This window comes from Pseudomonas paraeruginosa, assembly GCF_003025345.2.
Lineage (GTDB): Bacteria > Pseudomonadota > Gammaproteobacteria > Pseudomonadales > Pseudomonadaceae > Pseudomonas > Pseudomonas paraeruginosa.
Window position 1 is genome coordinate 3,627,319 of the sequence record NZ_CP020560.1, and the last position, 20,463, is coordinate 3,647,781.

Consider the following 20,463-nt stretch of genomic DNA (forward strand, 5'->3'; position numbering starts at 1 on the left):
GTTACCGCAAAAAGCCTGCTAGATCAGGCGTATAATCAGTAGGCGTGCAACTATTTTCTGACCCTGTCGGCATGTACCGGCCGGGCGCCCCCCACTGCCGTGGTACGCACTGATGAGCAAACAGATTCCCGTTCAAGACGTCACCCCGCCTGCCAAGGGCGACACCAATGACAACGATCTCTACGCCAAGCGCGAGAAGATCTACACCCGAGCCTTCACCGGTATCTTCCGCCGACTGCGCATGGTGGGTGGTGCGGCGCTCTTCCTCCTCTACTTCGGTACCGTCTGGCTCAACTGGAGCGGCCGCCAGGCCGTCTGGTGGGACCTTCCCGAGCGCAAGTTCTACATCTTCGGCGCCACTTTCTGGCCGCAGGACTTCATGCTGCTGTCCTGGCTGCTGATCGTCTGCGCCTTCGGCCTGTTCTTCATCACCGTCTTCGCCGGCCGCGTCTGGTGCGGCTACACCTGCCCGCAGAGCGTGTGGACCTGGATCTTCATGTGGTGCGAGAAGGTCACCGAAGGCGACCGCAACCAGCGCATCAAGCTGGACAAGGCCCCGATGAGCGGCAACAAGCTGCTGCGCAAGACCGCCAAGCACAGCCTGTGGCTGCTGATCGGCCTGGTCACCGGCCTGACCTTCGTCGGCTACTTCTCGCCGATCCGCGAGCTGATCCCCGAGCTGCTGACCGGCCAGGCCGACGGCTGGGCCTACTTCTGGGTCGGCTTCTTCACGCTCGCCACCTACGGCAACGCCGGCTGGCTGCGCGAGCAGGTGTGCATCTACATGTGCCCCTACGCGCGCTTCCAGAGCGTGATGTTCGACAAGGACACCCTGATCGTCTCCTATGACCCGCGTCGCGGCGAGAAACGCGGCCCGCGCAAGAAGTCGCTGGATTACAAGGCCCAGGGCCTGGGCGACTGCATCGACTGCACCATGTGCGTGCAGGTCTGCCCGACCGGCATCGACATCCGCGACGGCCTGCAGATCGAATGCATCGGCTGCGCCGCGTGCATCGACGCCTGCGACAGCATCATGGAGAAGATGAACTACCCGAAAGGGCTGATCAGCTACACCACCGAGCACAACCTCAATGGCCAGAAGACCCACCTGGCCCGGCCGCGCCTGATCGGCTACGCCATCGCCCTGGTGCTGATGATCTCCGCCCTGATCACCGCGGTGATCCTGCGTCCGCTGGTCGGCTTCGACGTCAGCAAGGACCGCGTGCTCTACCGCGAGAACGAACTCGGCCGCATCGAGAATGTGTACAGCCTGAAGATCATGAACAAGGATCAGCAGGACCACACCTACATCCTCGGCGCCAAGGGCCTCGAAGGCCTGACCCTGGAGGGCCGGCGCGAGCTGAAGGTGGCGGCGGGCGACATCCTCAACCTGCCGATGGAACTGTCCATCGACCCGGAGAGGCTGCCTTCCACCACCAACGAGATCGTCTTCACCATCGAGTCGGCCGACGACCCGAGCATCCATAAAGAAGCGAAGAGTCGCTTCATTGGCCCACGCACCCGTTGAGTAACTTGAGCATGCAGTCCGAGACCCACCCTCAACCCTGGTACAAACACTTCTGGGCCTGGTTCATCGTGGCCCTCCTGGCGACCTCGGTGGTGCTCGGGCTGAGCCTGGTCACCATCGCGGTGCGCAACCAGGACACCCTGGTCACCGACAACTACTACGAGGCCGGCAAGGGCATCAACCGCTCCCTCGAACGCGAGAACCTGGCCGTGCGCCTGCAGGTGCACGCCAAGGTCAAGGTCGACGACCTGACCGGCGAAGTCGAAGTGCGCCTGACCGGCAACAGCCGCCCGGAGCAGCTCACCCTCAACCTGATCTCGCCGACCCAGCCGGAGAAGGACCGCCGCGTCGAACTGCTGCGCAGCGCTTCCGAGCGCGACCGCTACGTCGGCCAGCTGACCGACGCCGTCGAGGGTCGCCGCTTCGTCGAGCTGCTCGGCCAGGAAGGCAGCGGCCAGTGGCGCCTGTTCGAGGAAGAGGTGGTATCGCCGACCGTGGTCATGGAGCTGGGCGACGAGCCGCTCCAGGGAGCAGAAGCGAAGCGCCCATGAGCGCCCCCCTGCCCTGCTACCACTGCGGCCTGCCGGTTCCCGCCGGCAGCCGCTTCGAGGCCCGCGTGCTCGGCGAGACGCGGGCCATGTGCTGTCCGGGCTGCCAGGCGGTGGCCGAGGCCATCGTCGCCGGCGGCCTGGAAGGCTACTACCGGCACCGCAGCGAGAATGCCGCCAACCCCGAGGCGCTGCCCAAGGCGCTCAGCGAGGAGTTGCAGCTCTACGACCGTCCGGACGTCCAGGGCGGCTTCGTCCAGCACGCGGGCGAGCTGGCCGAAACCAGCCTGATCATCGAGGGCATCAGTTGCGCCGCCTGTGGCTGGCTGATCGAAAAGCACCTGCGCCAGTTACCCGCCGTCGCCGAAGCGCGGCTCAACCTGTCCAACCATCGCCTGCACGTGCGCTGGCAGGACAGCCAGCTGCCGCTCAGCCAGTTGCTTGGCGAACTGCGCCAGATCGGCTACGCCGGCCATCCCTACCAGCCGGATCGCGCGGCCGAGCAACTGGCCGTGGAGAACCGTCGCGCCCTGCGCCAGCTCGGGGTCGCCGGGCTGCTGTGGATCCAGGTGATGATGGCGGTGATGGCGACCTGGCCGGAATTCAACCTCGACCTTTCCGCCGGCATGGACCGCATCCTGCGCTGGGTCAGCCTGATCCTCACCACGCCGATCGTCTTCTACTGCTGCGGACAGTTCTTCCGCGGCGCCCTGCGCGACCTGCGCACCCGCCACCTGACCATGGACGTCTCGGTGTCCCTGGCCATCGGCGGCGCCTATGTCGCCGGTATCTGGTCGACGGTCACCGGCCAGGGCGAACTGTATTTCGACGCGGTCGGCATGTTCGCCCTGTTCCTGCTCGCCGGGCGCTACCTCGAACGCCGCGCGCGGGAACGCACCGCCGCCTCCACCGCGCAACTGGTCAACTTGCTGCCGGCGTCCTGCCTGCGCCTGGACGCCGCCAACCAGAGCGAACGCATCCTGCTCCGCGAGCTGCGCATCGGCGATCGCATCCTGGTGCCACCGGGCGCCGTGCTGCCGGCCGACGGGGTGATCCTCGACGGCCAGTCCAGCGTCGACGAATCGCTGCTCACCGGCGAGTACCTGCCCCGCCCGCGCCAGGCCGGCGACACGGTCACCGGCGGCACTCTCAATGTCGAAGGCCCGCTGACCGTCGAGGTCGCCGCCCTCGGCGACGACAGCCGCCTGTCCGCCATCGTCCGCCTGCTGGAACGCGCCCAGGCGGACAAGCCGCGCCTGGCGGAACTGGCCGACAAGGTGGCGCAGTGGTTCCTGCTGATCGTCCTGCTGGTGGCGGCCATCGTCGGCGCGCTGTGGTGGCAGGTCGACCACCAGCGCGCCTTCTGGGTGGTGCTTTCGCTGCTGGTCGCCACCTGCCCGTGCGCGCTGTCCCTGGCCACGCCCACCGCTCTCACCGCCGCTACCGGCAGCCTGCACAAGCTCGGCCTGCTGATCACCCGCGGGCATGTGCTGGAAGGGTTGAACCACATCGACACGGTGATCTTCGACAAGACCGGCACCCTCACCGAAGGCCGCCTGACGCTCAAGCAGGTGCAACCCCTGCGCGATCTCGATGCGGATCGCTGCCTGGCGCTCGCCGCCGCCCTCGAGAACCGTTCCGAACACCCCATCGCCCGCGCCTTCGGCCGCGCCCCGGAGGCTGCCGAGAGCGTCGAGAGCCACCCTGGGCTGGGCCTCGAAGGCCTGGTCGAAGGCCGCCGCCTGCGCATCGGCCAGGCCGCGTTCGTCAGCGAGCTCAGCGCCGGCGCCATACCGGCGATGCCCGGCGACTCCGGGCAGTGGCTGCTGCTCGGCGACGAACAGGGTCCGCTGGCCTGGTTCGGTCTCGACGACCGCCTGCGCGGCGACGCCCCCGCCCTGCTCGCCGCCTGCAAGGCCCGCGGCTGGCGCACCTTGCTGCTATCCGGCGACGCTTCGCCGATGGTCGCCAGCGTCGCCGCCGAGTTGGGCATCGACGAAGCCCATGGCGGCCTGACCCCGGACGACAAGCTGGCGATGCTCAGACGCCTGCACGAGGAAGGCCGCCGGGTCCTGATGCTGGGCGATGGCGTCAACGACGTACCGGTGCTCGCCGGCGCCGACATCAGCGTCGCCATGGGCAGCGCCACCGACCTGGCCAAGACCAGTGCCGACGCGGTACTCCTGTCCAATCGCCTGGACAGCCTGGTACAGGCCTTCCGGCTGGCGCGCCGCACCCGTCACATCATCATCGAGAACCTGGCCTGGGCCAGCCTGTACAATGGCCTGGTGCTGCCCTTCGCCGCGCTCGGCTGGATCACCCCGGGCTGGGCGGCGATCGGCATGTCGGTCAGTTCGCTGCTGGTGGTGGTCAACGCCCTGCGCCTGACCCGAACCCCTTCGCCGAGGTCCGTATGGCCGCGCTCTACATCCTGATCCCCGTCGCGATCGTCATCGTCGCCATCGCCATCTACGTGTTCTTCTGGGCGGTGGACAGCGGCCAGTACGACGATCTCGACGGCCCCGCCCACAGCATCCTCTTCGACGACGAGGACCCGAAGCACCAGGCCGGCGTCGACGAGGCGGAGAAGCCATCGAAACCCGAGGACCAACCGCGTGGCTGAACTGGCGCCACTGCTGGTTTCCGCGCTGATCCTCGGCCTGCTCGGCGGAGGCCACTGCCTGGGCATGTGCGGCGGCCTGATGGGCGCCCTGACCCTGGCCATTCCCGCCGAACAGCGCGGCCGTCGGCTGCGCCTGCTGCTGGCCTACAACCTCGGTCGCATCCTCAGCTATGCCTGCGCCGGCCTGCTGCTCGGCCTGGCCGGCTGGGCCGTGACGCGAACCCCGTTCGCCGGCGCGCTACGGGTCGTCGCCGGGTTGCTGCTGGTCGCCATGGGCCTCTACCTGGCCGGCTGGTGGAGCGGACTGACCCGCGTCGAGGCGCTCGGTCGCGGCCTCTGGCGCCATCTGGAACCCTTCGCCCGCCGCCTGCTGCCGGTCTCGAGCCTGCCGCGAGCCCTGCTGCTCGGCGCGATCTGGGGCTGGTTGCCCTGCGGGCTGGTCTACAGCACGCTGCTCTGGGCCACCAGCCAGGGCTCGGCGCTGGACAGCGCGCTGCTGATGCTGGCGTTCGGCCTCGGCACCTGGCCGGTGCTGCTGGCCACCGGCATGGCCGCCGAGCGCCTGACCGCCCTGCTGCGCCGTCGAGGCGTACGCATCGTGGGCGGCCTGATGGTCATTCTCTTCGGCCTCTGGACCCTGCCCGGCCCGCACCAGGCCTGGCTGATGGGGCATTGATGGACGCAAGTCCCAACATGCGGCGACACATCCTGTACACATTCACCCGCTTGATACAAATCAACAGGCTTTCCCGGCGCAATCCCTAGACTTCCCGACTAAAGCTCGCCAACTGGGGATCTCTGGCATGCTCGACACCATTCGCTGGGACGCTGACCTGATTCGGCGCTACGACCTTTCCGGCCCGCGTTACACCTCCTACCCGACCGCCGTGCAGTTCCACGAAGGCATCGGCCCGTTCGACCAGTTGCACGCCCTGCGCGACAGCCGGAAGGCCGGACACCCCCTGTCGCTCTACGTGCACATCCCGTTCTGCGCCAACATCTGCTACTACTGCGCCTGCAACAAGGTGATCACCAAGGATCGCGGGCGCAGCGCGCCGTATCTCGCGCGCCTGGTCCGCGAGATCGAGATCGTCAGCCGCCACCTCTCCCGCGAGCAGGTGGTCGAACAACTGCACTTCGGCGGCGGCACCCCGACCTTCCTCAGCCCCGGCCAGTTGCGCGAACTCATGTCGCAGCTGCGCACGCACCTCAACCTGCTGGACGACGACTCGGGCGACTACGGCATCGAGATCGACCCGCGCGAGGCCGACTGGTCGACCATGGGCCTGCTCCGCGAGCTCGGTTTCAACCGCGTCAGCCTCGGCGTGCAGGACTTCGACATGGAAGTGCAGAAGGCGGTCAACCGCATGCAGACCCCGGAGGAGACACGCACCATCGTCGAGGCCGCGCGCACCCTGCAATACCGCTCGATCAACCTGGACCTGATCTACGGCCTGCCGAAGCAGACCCCGGACAGCTTCGCCCGTACCGTCGACGAAGTGCTCGCCCTGCAACCGGACCGCCTCTCGGTGTTCAACTACGCGCACCTGCCCGAACGCTTCATGCCGCAGCGACGGATCAACGCCGACGAGCTGCCGAGCCCGGGGCACAAGCTGGAGATGCTCCAGCGCACCACCGAGCAGCTCACCGCGGCGGGCTACCGCTACATCGGCATGGACCACTTCGCCCTGCCTGACGACGAACTGGCCAGCGCCCAGGAGGACGGCACCCTGCAGCGCAACTTCCAGGGCTACACCACCCACGGCCATTGCGACCTGGTGGGGCTGGGAGTCTCGGCGATCAGCCAGATCGGCGATCTCTACAGCCAGAACAGCAGTGACATCAACGACTACCAGGCCAGCCTCGACAACGGTCAGCTGGCGATTCGTCGCGGCTTGCACTGCAACAGCGACGACCGGGTGCGGCGCGCGGTGATCCAGCAGCTGATCTGCCATTTCGAGCTGGCCTTCGCCGACATCGAGATGGAGTTCGGCATCGATTTCCGCAGCTACTTCGCCGAACTCTGGCCGGACCTCGAGCGCTTCGCCGCCGACGGCCTGATCCGCCTGGACGCCAAGGGTATCGACATCACCTCCTCCGGCCGCCTGCTGGTGCGCTCGATCTGCATGCTGTTCGACCGCTACCTGCCCAACGTCAACCGCCAGCGCTTCTCCCGGGTGATCTGACAGCACGCCGCCCCGCCCGCACGGCAGGGCGGCGAATCCCCAGCCCTTCTAGCGCCCCCCCAACATCTTCATGATCAGCGCCGGATCGCTGAGGCCCATTTCCTTGATGGCCTTGGCCAGCGCGGCGGTGGCCGTCTGCAGGGCCGAGTTGAGCTGCTGCAGCTCCTTCTGCAGGGCCGGCAGGCGATTCTGCCTGACGTCCGGATCGGACGAGCCCATGGCCTCCTGCAACTCCTTGAGCTTCTCCTCGATCTTCTGCTTCAGCTCGCGGATCATTTTCACCATCGGCCGCAGTTCCTGCGGAATATCCTCGTCGTCATCCTCCGGCGGGACGCCCCGGGTGGCGGCCAGTTCCCGCCCGGCCTGGGAAATCCGTACATGCCGCTCGGACGCGCCCTCGGCGGACGCCTGGCTTTCCGGCGGCTCACCAGCAGCGCCTTCCGCGCGCGCCAGCCTGCCCTCCGTCGCCGGCCGCGACGCCGGGGGTACCTGTGTGGTGAGCCATCCGCTGAGCGTGAGCATTGCTGTCCCTCCGAGAAAAACACAACTCTTCCGTTAAATCGGCCTTCGCGACCTGAACTTGAGCGCTCCTTCACCCGTTCTTGACAGAGTGCGGCCGGTAGTCGCAGAGATATGCCGCAAGTCACTGATTGGAAAAGCCCCAGCCCTGTCAGAAATGGTCGTTGCCAGCCCTACGGCTGGCACCCGCATCGCACCTGCGTTACCCTTACTCCTGTTGTGCCTTTAACCTAGCAAGGACCCCTCAATGGCCGAAACCATCAAGGTGCGCGCACTGCCCCAAGCACACTGCAAGGATTGCAGTCTGGCCCCGCTGTGCCTCCCTCTGTCGCTGACCGTGGAAGACATGGATTCGCTGGACGAGATCGTCAAGCGCGGTCGTCCCCTCAAGAAAGGCGAATTCCTGTTCCGCCAGGGCGATCCTTTCGGTTCGGTCTTTGCCGTGCGCTCCGGCGCCCTGAAAACCTTCAGCATCACCGATGCCGGCGAAGAACAGATCACCGGCTTCCACCTGCCCAGCGAACTGGTCGGCCTGTCCGGCATGGATACCGAGACCTACCCGGTATCGGCGCAGGCACTGGAAACCACCTCGGTCTGCGAGATTCCCTTCGAGCGCCTGGACGAACTCTCCGAGCAACTGCCGCAGTTGCGTCGCCAGCTGATGCGTCTGATGAGCCGGGAGATTCGCGACGACCAGCAGATGATGCTGCTGCTGTCGAAGAAGACCGCCGACGAGCGCATCGCTACCTTCCTGGTCAACCTGTCGGCGCGTTTCCGCGCCCGCGGTTTCTCCGCCCAGCAGTTCCGCCTGGCCATGTCGCGCAACGAGATCGGCAACTACCTCGGCCTGGCCGTGGAAACCGTGTCGCGGGTCTTCACCCGCTTCCAGCAGAACGGCCTGATCAGCGCGGAAGGCAAGGAAGTGCACATCCTCGACTCCATCGAACTGTGCGCCCTCGCCGGTGGCCAGCTGGAAGGCTGAGCCCCGCCCGATCTCGCGACGGGCCCGCCTCGGTGCGGGCCCGTTGTATGATGGAGCCTGAAAGAGCCCCACCCCAGGATCCGCCATGATTTTCGACGAGTTCACCCTCAAGTCGCAGATTCGCGCCGTGCCGGACTTTCCCAAGGCCGGCGTGGTGTTCCGCGACATCACCCCGCTGTTCCAGTCGCCACGCGCGCTGCGCATGACCGTGGACAGCTTCGTCCAGCGCTACATCGAAGCAGACTTCAGCCATATCGGCGCCATGGACGCCCGCGGCTTCCTGATCGGTTCGGCCGTTGCCTATGCCCTGAACAAGCCGCTGATCCTGTTCCGCAAGCAGGGCAAGCTACCCGCCGACGTGCTCGCCGAGGCCTACCAGACTGAATACGGCGAGGCCTTCCTCGAAGTGCACGCCGACAGTCTCTGCGAAGGCGACAGCGTGCTGATCTTCGACGATCTCATCGCCACCGGCGGCACCCTGCTGGCGGCCGCCAGCCTGGTACGCCGCCTGGGCGCCAGGGTCTTCGAAGCCGCCGCCATCATCGACCTGCCGGAACTCGGCGGTTCCACCCGCCTGCAAGACGCCGGCATCGCCACCTTCAGCCTCACCGCGTTCGCCCTCGACGAACGATGAGCCTGCGGGGCGCGTCCGCGCCCCGCCTCGCCCAGACCCTATCTTCCGTCTGGCGCCCAGCGCCTTGGCCATTTTCGACCTGGAAATGGCCGTGAATGACCTCCCCTTGTTGGACAGTCCTGCAAATAATTACATCAGCTAATGACACATTCAGAGGTGTTATAGCGAACTCGCCATAGGGAGGCCCGGAAACCCGGCGCTCGCTCCCCAGAACAACAAAGGAGTTAGCCATGACTGCCAGCAGCACCACCTCTACGGTTCGCGCCAATTTTCCCGTGCGACGGATGGATTTCAGCTTCAGCGAAACTCCGAAGTACTGGTGGGACGGGCAGCCGTTCATGACCCAGTTCATGAACAACCTGTCCTCACTGTTCCCCTACGGCGAAAAGTTCTTCGTCGATAGCGTGCGCGCCGTGCGCGACCGCCTGGAGGACCCGCAACTGAAGAAGGACGTCAGCGCCTTCATCGGCCAGGAAGCCATGCATTCCAAGGAACATGCCGCCTACAACGAATACGCCGAGGAACACGGGGTCGACCTGGAGTGCCTCGAACTGCGGATCAAGGTGCTGCTGGAAAACGTCAGCAAGGTCACCACGAAGAAACACCAGTTGGCGATCACCTGCGCCCTGGAACATTTCACCGCGACCATGGCCGCGCAATTGCTCAAGCGCGAGGACCTGACCGTGCAGATGCAGTCGCCGAAGATGTACAAGCTGTGGATGTGGCACGCCATCGAGGAGAACGAGCACAAGAACGTCGCGTACGACGTCTACCAGACGGTCTACGGCGGCTACTTCACCCGCATCCTGGTGATGATGCTGACCACCCTGATGTTCTTCGGTGTCATCGGCTGGTTCCAGCTCGACCTGCTGCGCAAGGATCGCCAGTTGTCCAACTGGCGCTCCTGGAAGCACGGCCTGGGCACTCTCTTCGGCCTGCGCAGAGGCTTCTTCACGCAATTGCTGTTGCCCTACCTGGACTACTACCGCCCGGGCTTCCACCCGAGCGACCACGATACCGCCAGGCTGGAAAAATACTGGAAGGACAAGCTGGCCTTCGCCGATTGAAGCCTCGTCACGTCATTGCCCCTCCTATCGACGCCAGGCCCTGCCTGGCGTTTTGCATGGTGTAAAGAACAGGATATTGCACAGGTAAAGCCTTCACTCTCAGCAAGACCTCCTGAAAGAGCCGTAGACACGAGGAAATAATTAGTCAAATCCTATCAATTGGATTTTTTCGATGCCCTGAGGTAATATCATGTTCATTATGTTGAACACCAAGGCATTACCTCTTCCCACCTCCCGTCTGGTCTCCCGCGAGCGTCACTGGACCGGCGACCTCTAGCCCCTCCCCTCGACACCCCTTGTCGGTGGCGACCGCCCATGGCGGTCCGCGGCCCGCCCGCACCCCGCCGCCGTTCTTCGTCGTCTTTGGCCGCGGCCTCCATTCCGCGGTGCCCATGGGAGGGCAACATGCGTTCCTGGATCTATCTGTTGCTGGCTATCGGTGCCGAGGTGATCGGCACCACCTCGATGAAACTCGCCGCCACCCACGCCCCGGTCGCCGGTCTGCTGCTGATGTACGGGATGATCGGCCTGTCGTATTTCTTCCTCGCCCTGGCGGTCAAACGCGTCCCCGTCGGCGTCGCCTATGCCCTCTGGGAAGGCATCGGCATCGTCCTGATCACCGCTGTCAGTGTCGCCTGGCTGGGTGAAAGCATCGGTCTCTACAAGGCCGTCGGCCTCGGCGTGATGATCGCCGGGATCCTGCTGATCAAGTCCGGCACCCGCAACGGCGAAGCGTCGCGGACGAAGGCGCCGGGGGAGGCTGCGACATGCTGACCCTGAACTGGCTCCCCTTCGCCTGGCTCGGCCTGGCGATCGTCCTGGAAGTCGGCGCCAACCTGCTGCTGAAGTACTCGGACGGCTTCCGCAAGCGCGGCTTCGGCGCCGCCTCGATCCTTTGCGTGCTGGCCGCCTTCACCGCGCTGGCGCAGGCGGTCAAGGACATCGAGCTGTCACTGGCCTATGCGATCTGGGGCGGCTTCGGCATCCTCGCCACCGTCGCCATGGGCTGGGCCCTGTTCGGCCAGCGCCTGGCCTGGCGCGGCTGGCTCGGCCTGCTGCTGTTGCTGGCCGGCATGAGCCTGCTGAAGCTCGCCTGATGCCTCGGCGTCGAGCGACACACCCATCATCTGCAGGACGGTGGCGCCGGTGAACAGCAGCAGGATCTGCTCCTCGCCCAGGGCGCAGATTTCCCGGCGCCGCTCCGGCTGGCCGATGTAGTCCAGCGACAGCTGGAACAGCTGGCGACCGATCAGGCTGGAAAGGCGGCGAATGGTCGCCTCGCTCACCGACGGCAACAGCCTGAATTCGATAATGTCTTCCGACATGTCCTCGGCGAACTCGTCCATGATCTGACGCAGGGCGCCGCGCAGAACCGGCGAGGCGCCATGCAGTTCGCGCACGCCGACGATGAAGGCGGCGGGGTTGCTCTCGACGAAATCGAAGAACAGCCGCACCGTTTCCCGGCAGACCCGTCGCCCCCTCTCCAGGTCCAGGCCGAATGGCATCGCCTCCGGCCGAGCGCCTGGCGCCGCGCGATTCGCGGCCTCGCGACGGAGCTGCCGCAGCGGCTGGCGCAGCTGGGTGGAAATATCGCGGATCATGGTCAGGCCAAGATCGTCGATGTCGCGGAAATGCCGGTAGAAGGTATTCGGGTTCAGACCCGCCTCGCGCGCCAGTTCGCGCAGGCCTATGGCGCCCAGGCTGCGGCTGCTGCTGCCCAGGCGCAGGGCCGCCTCCAGCAGGGCGCGCTTGCCGGGAGCGTCGGTGATCCTGTCCTTCGTCTCGCTCATGTCACTCATGTTCCACCTGGTTGTTTCCATGCGCCACAGGACTGGCCATTGCCTCGGCCGGACCCTACCTAAGGTTGGCTTGACCCTGAAGTATACAGATGTCTACATTCGCAGGTAGACGAGTGTATACGCCAGCAACAATGATAACAGGAGCTTGGCCATGAGTACCCAACCTGTCCCTGTCACCCCCCGGCACTGCAAGGTCGCCATCATAGGCACCGGTTTCTCCGGGCTGGGGATGGCGATCCGCCTCCGCCAGGAGGGCGAGGACGACTTCCTGATCTTCGAGAAGGACGCCGGCGTCGGCGGCACCTGGCGGGTCAACAACTACCCGGGCTGCGCCTGCGACGTGCAATCCCATGTCTACTCCTTCTCCTTCGAACAGAATCCGGAATGGACGCGCATGTTCGCCCGCCAGCCGGAAATCCGCGCCTATCTGGAGAACTGCTGGCAGAAATACCGCCTGCCGGAACGGACACTGCTAAATACCGCCATCGACAGGCTGGCCTGGGACGACCGGCAGAACCTCTGGCATCTGCACGACAGCCAGGGCAACCACTACACCGCCAACGCCGTGGTCTCCGGGATGGGCGGCCTGTCGACCCCGGCCTATCCGGACCTCAAGGGCCTGGAGGACTTCCAGGGCAAGGTCTTCCATTCCCAGCAGTGGGACCACGACTACGATCTCAAGGGCAAGCGCGTGGCGGTGATCGGCACCGGCGCCTCGGCCATCCAGTTCGTCCCGGAGATCCAGCCACAGGTGGCCGCGCTGGATCTCTACCAGCGCACCCCGCCGTGGATTCTGCCCAAGCCCGACCGCGCCATCAGCGAGGCCGAGCGGCAGCGCTTCCGTCGCTTCCCGCTGCTGCAGAAGCTCTGGCGTGGCGGCCTCTACAGCCTGCTCGAAGGACGGGTGCTGGGCTTCACCTTCGCCCCGCAGGTGATGAAGCTGGTACAGCGCCTGGCGGTCCGCTACATCCACAAGCAGATCAAGGACCCGGAACTGCGCCGCAAGCTCACGCCGGACTACACCATCGGCTGCAAGCGCATCCTGATGTCGCACAATTACTACCCGGCGCTGGCCGCGGCCAACGCCACGGTGATCACCGAAGGTATCCGCGAGGTCACCGCCCACGGGATCGTCGACGCCAGCGGCCAGGAGCGCGAGGTCGACGCGATCATCTTCGGCACCGGCTTCACCGCCAACGATCCGATTCCCCGTGGCATGGTCTTCGGTCGCGACGGCCGTGACCTGCTGGACAGCTGGACCAAGGGACCGGAAGCCTACAAGGGCACCACCACCGCCGGCTTCCCCAACCTGTTCTTCCTGATGGGGCCGAATACCGGCCTGGGCCACAACTCGATGGTCTACATGATCGAGTCGCAGATCGCCTATGTCCTCGGCGCGCTGAAGCTGATGCAGCGTCGCGAACTGCTCAGCCTGGAGGTCAAGGCGCCGGTGCAGGAACGCTACAATGAATATCTGCAGCGCAAGCTCGACCGCAGCGTCTGGAGCGTGGGCGGTTGCAAGAGCTGGTACCTGCATCCGGTCAGCGGCCGCAACTGCACCCTGTGGCCGGGCTTCACCTGGCGCTTCCGCGCCCTGACCCGGCAGTTCGATGCCTCCGCCTACCACCTCAGCACCACACAGCTCGCCAGCCTGAGCAACGAAACCCGTCAACCGGCCGAAGGGGTCCCTGCATGAAATCGTTCGAAAACAAAGTCGCCGCCATTACCGGAGCGGGTTCGGGCATCGGCCGCGCTCTCGCGGTGGAGCTGGCCCGCCAGGGTTGCCACCTGGCGTTGGCCGACGTCAACGCCGCCGGTCTCGAGGAAACCCGCCAGATCCTCGCCAGCAGCGGCGTACGGGTTTCCATCGACATCGTCAACGTGGCCGAGCGCGAGCAGGTGCAGGCCTGGGCCGACAAGGCGGCCGCCGAGCACGGCCGGGTCAACCTGATCTTCAACAACGCCGGGGTCGCCCATGCCGGCACCGTGGAAGGCAGCGACCACTCGGAATACGAGTGGATCATGAACATCAACTTCTGGGGCGTGGTGAACGGCACCAAGGCCTTCCTGCCGCACCTGAAGGCCTCCGGCAATGGCCATGTGGTCAACGTTTCCAGCGTCTTCGGGCTGTTCGCCCAGCCAGGCATGAGCGCCTACAACGCGACCAAATACGCGGTGCGCGGTTTCACCGAGTCGCTGCGGCAGGAGCTGGACATGGAGGATTCAGGGGTTTCCGCCAGTTGCGTGCACCCCGGCGGGATCAAGACCAACATCGCCAAGACCGCACGGATGAACGAAAGCATGGCCAAGGTAACCGGCCAGACCCCCGACAAGGCCCGCCAGCAGTTCAACGACCAACTGCTGCGGACCACTCCGGAAAAGGCCGCCCAGGTCATCCTGCGCGGCGTGCAGCGCGACAGCCGGCGCATCCTGATCGGCGCCGACGCCCATGCGATCGACGTGATGCTGCGCCTGGCGCCGGTGCTCTACCAGCGTGTGGTCACCGCCAGCATGCGCCTGGCCGCGCGTTTCGCGCCGCGCCCGAAGAGCGGCCAGGGCGCCCGCGAAGCCAGCGAATGAGTCAGCGGGACCGGGTAGCCGCAAGGCGGCCCGGCCGGCATACTCGACGGCCGACCTCCAGGGAACGGCCGTCATGAATCCTCCCCTTCCGTACTTCCGCTACCATCCCGAGCCGCTCGCCAGCGGCAGCATCGAGGCTTCCGCGGCAACCTGCCGGTGCTGTGGCAAGGCCCGCGGCTACGCCTACACCGTATCGCCCTATTCCCGTCACGAACTGCCGCCCGGCAGCCTCTGCCCGTGGTGCATTGCCGACGGCAGCGCGGCCGCGCGCTACGAAGCGAGCTTTTGCGACGACCATCCGTTGCTCGAAGCCGGAATCGCCGCGGAGATCGTCGCCGAAGTCTGCGAGCGCACGCCCGGCTACGCCTCCTGGCAGCAGGAACGCTGGTTGAGTTGCTGCGAGGATGCCTGCGCTTTTCGCGGCGACGCGGGGCGCGAGGAAATCGGACGACTGGGAGCCGAGGGCCTGGCGCAGCGCTTCGTCGATTTCGCCTGGCCGGCTATTACCTGGAAACGCCTCGTCGACGCCTATGCGCCCGGCGGCAACCCGGCCATCTATCGCTTCGACTGCCTGCATTGCGGCCAGGCGCATTACGACCTGGACTTCACCTGATGGGCCGCGGCACTACAAGCCCATCTGCTTGCCGATGATCTCGTTCATGATTTCCCGCGAACCGCCGCCGATGGAGAGGATCCGGTTGTCCCGGTACAGCCGCTCCACCAGGCTTTCGCGCATGTAGCCCATGCCGCCGAGCATCTGCACGGCATCGTAGGTCAGGCGATCGGCGACATCGGTGGCGAAGTTCTTGGCCATCGATATTTCCTTGATCACGCTCTTGCCGGCGGACATCTTCGCCGCCTGGCGATAGGTGAATTCGCGCGACACCTCCAACTGCGTGGCCATTTCCGCGAGGCGGTGGCGCAGCACCTGGAACTTGCCGATCGGCTTGCCGAAGGCCTCCCGCTCGCGCGCCCAGCGCAGCGACTCCTCCAGGGCCAGTTGCGCGGTCATGTTGGCCATCACCGCCAGGGCCAGGCGCTCGCTCTGGAAGTTGGCCATGATGCAGGCGAAGCCGGCGTTCTCCACGCCGATCAGGTTCTCCACCGGAACCCGGCAGTCGTCGAAGAACAGTTCGGCGGTATCCGAGGCCCACCAGCCCATCTTCTTCAGCTTGCGCCCGACGCTGAAGCCCGGCGTGCCCTTCTCCACCAGCAGCAGGCTGACGCCGCCGAAGCCTTCCCCGCCGGTACGCACCGCCACCGTGTAGTAGTCGGCACGCACGCCGCTGGTGATGAAGGTCTTGCTGCCGCTGACGCGATAGTGATCGCCATCGCGCACCGCGCGGGTCTTCAGGTTGGCCACGTCGGAACCGCCGGACGGCTCGGTGACCGCCAGGGCCATGATCTTTTCGCCGCGCAGCACCGCCGGGACCACCCGCTCACGCACCTCGGGACGGGCCCACTTGACCACCGGAGGCAAGCCGATATCCAGCGATCCCAGCCCGGCGACCAGGCCGCCGGAACCGCAGCGCATGAGCTCTTCGCTGGCCGCCACCTTGGCGAACAGATCACCTTCGCAACTGCCGCCATAGGCTTCCGGGTAGCCGATGCCGAGGATCCCGGCTGCGCCGGCCTTGAGATAGAGTTCGCGGGGAAATTCCTCGGCCTCCTCCCATTCATCGATGTGCGGCAACACCTCGCGCTCGACGAAACGACGCACCGAATCCCGGATCAGTTGATGGGACTCGTCGAAGTACTGCTGGAAGTCAGTCATGGCCGGGCTCCTGATGGGAGCCTCAGAACTTACCTAGCGCTTGCTTGGTTTTCAATACGGGAAAATAGCCATCGGCCAGGGTGTATAGGCCGCCTCGCCGCGGGCAATACGGCAGGCGCGGAAGGGGCGGTCTTCAGGAGATCGGCCGACGGCCGGCCAGGGCATGGGCCAGGGTGCCGCCATCGACCAGCTCCAACTCGCCGCCCAGCGGCACGCCGTGGGCGATGCGCGACAGGGTCAGGCCGCGATCGGCCAGCAGTTGCGCGATGTAGTGGGCGGTGGCCTCGCCTTCCACGGTCGGGTTGGTGGCGAGGATCACTTCGCTGAAGGCGCCGTCCCTGATCCTCGCGTCCAGCTCGGGAATGCCGATCGCTTCCGGCCCCAGCCCGTCGAGCGGCGACAGATGACCCTTGAGCACGAAATAGCGGCCACGGTAACCGGTCTGTTCCACGGCGAACACATCCAGCGGCCCCTCCACCACGCAGAGCAGCGAGTCGTCGCGTCGCGGATCCGCGCACTGCGGGCACAGTTCCTCTTCGCTGAGGGTACGGCATTGCCGGCAGTGACCGACGCCCTCCATCGCGGCGGTCAACGCCTGGGCCAGCTTCAGGCCGCCGCTGCGATCGCGCTCCAGCAGCATCAGCGCCATGCGCTGGGCCGACTTCTGCCCGACACCGGGAAGAATGCGCAGGGACTCGATCAGTTGGCGGATCAGCGGGCTGAAACTCATGCGGGACTCGTCGGATAGAGGGAGGGGGAATGGCTGCCGGGCGCCATCCGCGGATGGCGAGCCCGGCACGAACGCGGGATCAGAAGGGCATCTTGAAGCCGGGCGGCAGTTGCATGCCCGAGGTGAAGCCGGACATCTTTTCCTGGTTGTTCTGCTCGATCTTGCGCACCGCATCGTTGACCGCGGCGGCGATCAGGTCCTCGAGGATCTCCTTGTCTTCCTGCATGAGGCTGTCGTCCAGGCTGACACGCTTGACGTCGTGGCGCCCGGTCATCACCACGCTGACCAGACCGGCGCCGGATTGCCCGGTCACTTCGGCGTTGGCCAGCTCTTCCTGCATCTTCTGCATCTTTTCCTGCATCTGCTGCGCCTGCTTCATCAGGCCGGCCATGCCACCTTTCATCATGTTCTTCACCTCGAATGTCGTCTTGTTGCGTGCGCCAAGCGCCGGTCAGGCCTTGGCTTCCAAAGGTTCGATGGTACCGTCACGGACCACCGCGGCGAACTGCTCGCGCAACTGCCGGACCAACGGGTCGGCATCGATCGATGCCTCGGCCGCCCGCTGGCGCTCGGCGCGCCGGCGTGCCGCCGCCTGGGCCGGGGTCTCCTGCTCAGGCTTCTGCAGGGTCACCTCCAGTTTGAGGGTGCGCCCCAGGTGCTGGTTCAGCGCATCGTTCAGCCGCCGCTGCTGGGTGGCGTTGAACAGCGCGCTCTGGCCCGGATCCAGGTGCAGGTGCCAGTGTTCCTCGCCGGCGGCCACCAGGGTGCAGTTGGCGCCGATGCTGGCGGTCAGGCCGCCGAGGCCGAGGCGCGGGAACAGCTCCAGCCACTCGGCGGCCAGGCCGGTGGCCGGCTTCGCCGCGGGCAGCGGCTCCTCCACCGGGGCCGCCTCGGGCTCGGGAGCGGCGTCCAGGTAAGCCAGGGTATCCATGTCGACTTCGTAGTAGTCGTCCGCCGGTGGCGGCTCGTCATCCGCGTCGTCCTGCTCGTCGGCCACCACGGGCAGCGCCACGGGCAGCGCCTCCAGAACGCTTTCCACCACCGCCTCGACCACCGCTGCCGGCGGTGCCTCCACGGCTGCGGGCTCGGGCTCGGGCTCGGGCTCGGGCTCGGGCTCGGGCTCGGGCTCGGGCTCGGGCTCGGGCTCGGGCTCGGGCTCGGCAACGATGCTCGGCGCCGGCTCTTCCCAGGGCAAGTCGACGACCTCAGCCGCGGCGGGCGCTGCTTCGACAGCCACTTCCGCGACGCGTGCCTCGACCGCCGCCGGCGCGGATGGCGCAGCCGGTACGGCGAGCGGCGCTTCGGCGGGCGCAGCGACGACCGGCATGGCAGCAATGGCAGCGACCGGCGCAGGCGAGGCCGCGCCGGCCACGGGGTTGTTGGCGGGATCAGCCGTGGCCTTGCTGATCCCCAGGTTCTTTAGTGGCGTCCTCGGCGCGCCGTCGGCATCCGCCGGGCGGAACGCCAGCATCCGCAGCAGCACCATCTCGAAACCGCTGCGCGGATCGGGCGCCAGCGGGAGGTCGCGGCGACCGATCAGGCCCATCTGGTAATAGAACTGCACATCTTCCGCCGGCAGCGCCTGGGCCAGCGCCAGGACTCGCTCGCGGTCGCCCTGGCCGTTGTCGATGGCCTCCGGCAGGGCCTGGGCGATCGCCACGCGGTGCAGCACGTTGAGCATCTCGGCGAGCACGCCGCCCCAATCCGGGCCCTGTTCGGCGAGATGGCGCACCGCTTCGAGCAGGGCCCGCGCGTCGCCATCCAGCAGGGCCTGGAGCACGCCGTAGACCTGGCCGTGGTCGAGGGTGCCGAGCATCGCCCGCACGTCGGCGGCCAGCACCTTGCCCTCGCCGAAGGCGATGGCCTGGTCGGTCAGGCTCATGGCGTCGCGCATCGAACCGTCGGCGGCGCGACCGAGCAGCCACAGGGCATCGTCCTCGAACGGCACGTTTTCGGCGCCGAGAACGTGGGTCAGGTGTTCGACCACCCGCTCCGGCGGCATGTTCTTCAGGGAGAACTGCAGGCAGCGCGAGAGGATGGTCACCGGCAGCTTCTGCGGGTCGGTGGTGGCGAGCAGGAACTTGACGTGCGGCGGCGGCTCCTCAAGGGTCTTGAGCAGCGCATTGAAACTGTGCGACGAGAGCATGTGCACTTCGTCGATCAGGTAGACCTTGTAGCGACCACGGGTCGGCGAGTACTGCACGTTGTCGAGCAGTTCGCGGGTGTCCTCGACCTTGGTCCGGCTCGCGGCATCCACCTCGATCAGGTCGACGAAACGCCCCTCGTCGATCTCCCGGCACACCGAACATTCGCCGCACGGCGTGGAACTGACCCCGGTCTCGCAGTTCAGGCACTTGGCCAGGATCCGCGCAATGGTGGTCTTGCCGACCCCACGGGTACCGGTGAACAGATAGGCGTGGTGCAGCCGCTGGTTGTCCAGGGCGTTGATCAGAGCCTTGAGCACATGGGTCTGGCCGACCATTTCACGGAAGGAACGGGGACGCCATTTACGCGCAAGAACTTGATAACTCATCGAAAACCGTCGCTGAAGGGAAGCACAAGTCGGCCAATGCTAGCGCAATTTGCCCCCTCTGCGCTCGCTGACTTGGCAAACTGCGTGCTAAGAATTCGCCCTACCCTCCATGAGCCCTCGCCCGTGGCAATGACTCGACCTTTCCCGTCCGTATTCGCAGCCCGTTTCGTCGCCCCGGCGCTGCTCCTGCTCCAGTTCGCCGCGGCCCAGCCTGCCACGGCTGGCGACAGCGCCGCACCGCCGCTGCGCTTCGCGGTAATGGAAAGCTGGGGCATGCCGCTGATCCGCCTGGAAGAAAGCCAGCCGACCGCTGGCATCGTCCACGATATCACCCGTTCCCTGGCCCGCCAGGTCGGCCGCGAAGCGCTCTACCACCCCTATCCGCGCGCACGTATCGAACAGGCGATGGACGGCGGCGAAATCGACGTCCGCTGCTACATCAGCCCCGCCTGGCTCAGCCGGGACTTCCCCGGCTACCGCTGGAGCGTGCCGCTGCTGGTGCAACGCGACATCCTGGCCGCCCGCGAAGGCTTCGCGCCGATTCCCGAGGCGCTGCCGGCCCAGCGTATCGGTACCGTCCTCGGCTACAGCTATCCACGCCTGCAGGCGCTGTTCGACATCGGCCGGCTGCGCCGCGACGACGCGCGCACCCAGGACCTGGTGCTGGAAAAACTGCGTGCCGGGCGCTATCGCTACGCCGTGAGCCATCAACTGGCCCTGCGCTGGAACAACCGCCAGACGCCGGGGCAGGCACCACTCCAGGAAGCCGCCCAGCTCGAGGAAACCCCGGTGAGCTGCCTGGTGCGGGATGCCGCGGAGGTACCGGTGGAAGCGATCCTGAAGACGTTCGAGGAGATGAAGCGAAACGGAGAGATCGAGGAGATATTGCGGCGCTACCGCTGAGCACCGGCGGCCCATGGAGAAATGACGGGCCTGAAATGGAGGCGGCCCCGCCAGCCA

20 protein-coding genes and 1 pseudogene are annotated in these 20,463 nt (G+C 66.3%); 15 read left to right on the top strand and 6 right to left on the bottom strand.

All coding sequences use genetic code 11. The features are described 5' to 3' along the window. Nucleotides 1-112: 112 nt before the first annotated feature. The 6 genes from ccoG (at nt 113) to hemN (ending at nt 6,885) form a co-directional block, all read left to right on the top strand. On the top strand, nt 113-1,528 hold the full coding sequence (ccoG, locus tag B7D75_RS17125) for a cytochrome c oxidase accessory protein CcoG (RefSeq protein WP_107114253.1): 1,416 nt from the start codon (nt 113-115) through the stop codon (nt 1,526-1,528). An 11-nt stretch (nt 1,529-1,539) separates the two neighbouring features. Continuing rightward, a complete protein-coding gene (locus B7D75_RS17130; protein WP_003153676.1) occupies nt 1,540-2,079 on the top strand; it encodes a FixH family protein in 540 nt (179 codons plus the stop codon). Next, complete coding sequence (locus tag B7D75_RS17135) at nt 2,076-4,511, top strand: heavy metal translocating P-type ATPase (protein ID WP_053814148.1); 2,436 nt, start codon at nt 2,076-2,078, stop codon at nt 4,509-4,511. The genes B7D75_RS17130 and B7D75_RS17135 overlap by 4 nt, the downstream gene beginning before the upstream one ends. Then, nucleotides 4,490-4,699, top strand: a complete 210-nt coding sequence (gene ccoS, locus B7D75_RS17140; protein ID WP_003153678.1) for a cbb3-type cytochrome oxidase assembly protein CcoS — start codon at nt 4,490-4,492, stop codon at nt 4,697-4,699. Before B7D75_RS17135 ends, ccoS begins: the two co-directional genes overlap by 22 nt. After that, complete coding sequence (locus B7D75_RS17145; RefSeq protein ID WP_012076353.1) at nt 4,692-5,375, top strand: sulfite exporter TauE/SafE family protein; 684 nt, start codon at nt 4,692-4,694, stop codon at nt 5,373-5,375. The genes ccoS and B7D75_RS17145 overlap by 8 nt, the downstream gene beginning before the upstream one ends. Nucleotides 5,376-5,502: 127 nt before the next feature. After that, nucleotides 5,503-6,885: an oxygen-independent coproporphyrinogen III oxidase gene (gene hemN / locus B7D75_RS17150; protein WP_003153682.1), complete on the top strand. Its 1,383-nt coding sequence runs from the start codon at nt 5,503-5,505 to the stop codon at nt 6,883-6,885. Nucleotides 6,886-6,933: 48 nt separating this feature from the next. Here the strand turns inward: hemN and B7D75_RS17155 are convergent, their stop codons facing one another. Next, nucleotides 6,934-7,407 carry a hypothetical protein gene (locus tag B7D75_RS17155; protein WP_053817400.1) on the bottom strand — a complete coding sequence of 158 codons (474 nt, stop codon included), beginning with the start codon at nt 7,405-7,407 and terminating at the stop codon, nt 6,934-6,936. 244 nt (nt 7,408-7,651) lie between these two features. Between B7D75_RS17155 and anr the strand changes: the two genes are divergently transcribed. The 5 genes and pseudogenes from anr to mdtI all read left to right on the top strand — a co-directional run. Next, on the top strand, nt 7,652-8,386 hold the full coding sequence (gene anr, locus B7D75_RS17160) for a transcriptional regulator Anr (RefSeq protein WP_003087262.1): 735 nt from the start codon (nt 7,652-7,654) through the stop codon (nt 8,384-8,386). A gap of 85 nt (nt 8,387-8,471) precedes the next feature. Beyond that, a complete protein-coding gene (locus B7D75_RS17165) occupies nt 8,472-9,020 on the top strand; it encodes an adenine phosphoribosyltransferase (protein WP_003153685.1) in 549 nt (182 codons plus the stop codon). 230 nt (nt 9,021-9,250) lie between these two features. Next, the gene (locus B7D75_RS17170; protein ID WP_003153687.1) at nt 9,251-10,087 is read left to right on the top strand and encodes a metal-dependent hydrolase; all 837 of its coding nucleotides are present in this window, start codon (nt 9,251-9,253) and stop codon (nt 10,085-10,087) included. A gap of 405 nt (nt 10,088-10,492) precedes the next feature. Then, entirely contained in the window at nt 10,493-10,861 is a 369-nt protein-coding gene (locus B7D75_RS17175) for a multidrug/spermidine efflux SMR transporter subunit MdtJ (RefSeq protein WP_012076354.1), read from the top strand. Beyond that, nucleotides 10,855-11,121, top strand: a pseudogene (gene mdtI, locus B7D75_RS17180) (multidrug/spermidine efflux SMR transporter subunit MdtI); the annotation flags it as partial. The gene B7D75_RS17175 and the pseudogene mdtI, both read left to right, overlap by 7 nt. On the opposite strand, the gene B7D75_RS30030 reads toward mdtI, so the two are convergent. Continuing rightward, nucleotides 11,038-11,886, bottom strand: a complete 849-nt coding sequence (locus B7D75_RS30030) for a TetR family transcriptional regulator (RefSeq protein ID WP_033998666.1) — start codon at nt 11,884-11,886, stop codon at nt 11,038-11,040. The pseudogene mdtI and the gene B7D75_RS30030 sit on opposite strands and share 84 nt — an antisense overlap. Nucleotides 11,887-12,037: 151 nt before the next feature. Here B7D75_RS30030 and B7D75_RS17195 point away from each other — a divergent pair, with 151 nt between their 5' ends. The 3 genes from B7D75_RS17195 to B7D75_RS17205 all read left to right on the top strand — a co-directional run bounded on the left by B7D75_RS17195 (nt 12,038) and on the right by B7D75_RS17205 (nt 15,079). Beyond that, complete coding sequence (locus B7D75_RS17195) at nt 12,038-13,582, top strand: flavin-containing monooxygenase (protein WP_058136079.1); 1,545 nt, start codon at nt 12,038-12,040, stop codon at nt 13,580-13,582. Next, nucleotides 13,579-14,466: an SDR family NAD(P)-dependent oxidoreductase gene (locus tag B7D75_RS17200; RefSeq protein WP_034078738.1), complete on the top strand. Its 888-nt coding sequence runs from the start codon at nt 13,579-13,581 to the stop codon at nt 14,464-14,466. Before B7D75_RS17195 ends, B7D75_RS17200 begins: the two co-directional genes overlap by 4 nt. A gap of 73 nt (nt 14,467-14,539) precedes the next feature. Continuing rightward, nucleotides 14,540-15,079, top strand: coding sequence for a CbrC family protein (locus B7D75_RS17205; RefSeq protein ID WP_012076359.1), 540 nt, complete (start codon nt 14,540-14,542; stop codon nt 15,077-15,079). 12 nt (nt 15,080-15,091) lie between these two features. Here the strand turns inward: B7D75_RS17205 and B7D75_RS17210 are convergent, their stop codons facing one another. The 4 genes from B7D75_RS17210 to dnaX form a co-directional block, all read right to left on the bottom strand. Next, entirely contained in the window at nt 15,092-16,240 is a 1,149-nt protein-coding gene (locus B7D75_RS17210) for an acyl-CoA dehydrogenase family protein (protein ID WP_058145482.1), read from the bottom strand. A 133-nt stretch (nt 16,241-16,373) separates the two neighbouring features. Then, nucleotides 16,374-16,970 carry a recombination mediator RecR gene (recR, locus tag B7D75_RS17215; RefSeq protein WP_003153697.1) on the bottom strand — a complete coding sequence of 199 codons (597 nt, stop codon included), beginning with the start codon at nt 16,968-16,970 and terminating at the stop codon, nt 16,374-16,376. A gap of 79 nt (nt 16,971-17,049) precedes the next feature. Continuing rightward, nucleotides 17,050-17,376 carry a YbaB/EbfC family nucleoid-associated protein gene (locus B7D75_RS17220; protein WP_003087236.1) on the bottom strand — a complete coding sequence of 109 codons (327 nt, stop codon included), beginning with the start codon at nt 17,374-17,376 and terminating at the stop codon, nt 17,050-17,052. A gap of 45 nt (nt 17,377-17,421) precedes the next feature. Continuing rightward, complete coding sequence (gene dnaX, locus B7D75_RS17225) at nt 17,422-19,503, bottom strand: DNA polymerase III subunit gamma/tau (protein ID WP_107114254.1); 2,082 nt, start codon at nt 19,501-19,503, stop codon at nt 17,422-17,424. A gap of 36 nt (nt 19,504-19,539) precedes the next feature. Here dnaX and B7D75_RS17230 point away from each other — a divergent pair, with 36 nt between their 5' ends. Beyond that, on the top strand, nt 19,540-20,406 hold the full coding sequence (locus B7D75_RS17230) for a substrate-binding periplasmic protein (protein WP_033999418.1): 867 nt from the start codon (nt 19,540-19,542) through the stop codon (nt 20,404-20,406). Nucleotides 20,407-20,463: the final 57 nt, after the last annotated feature.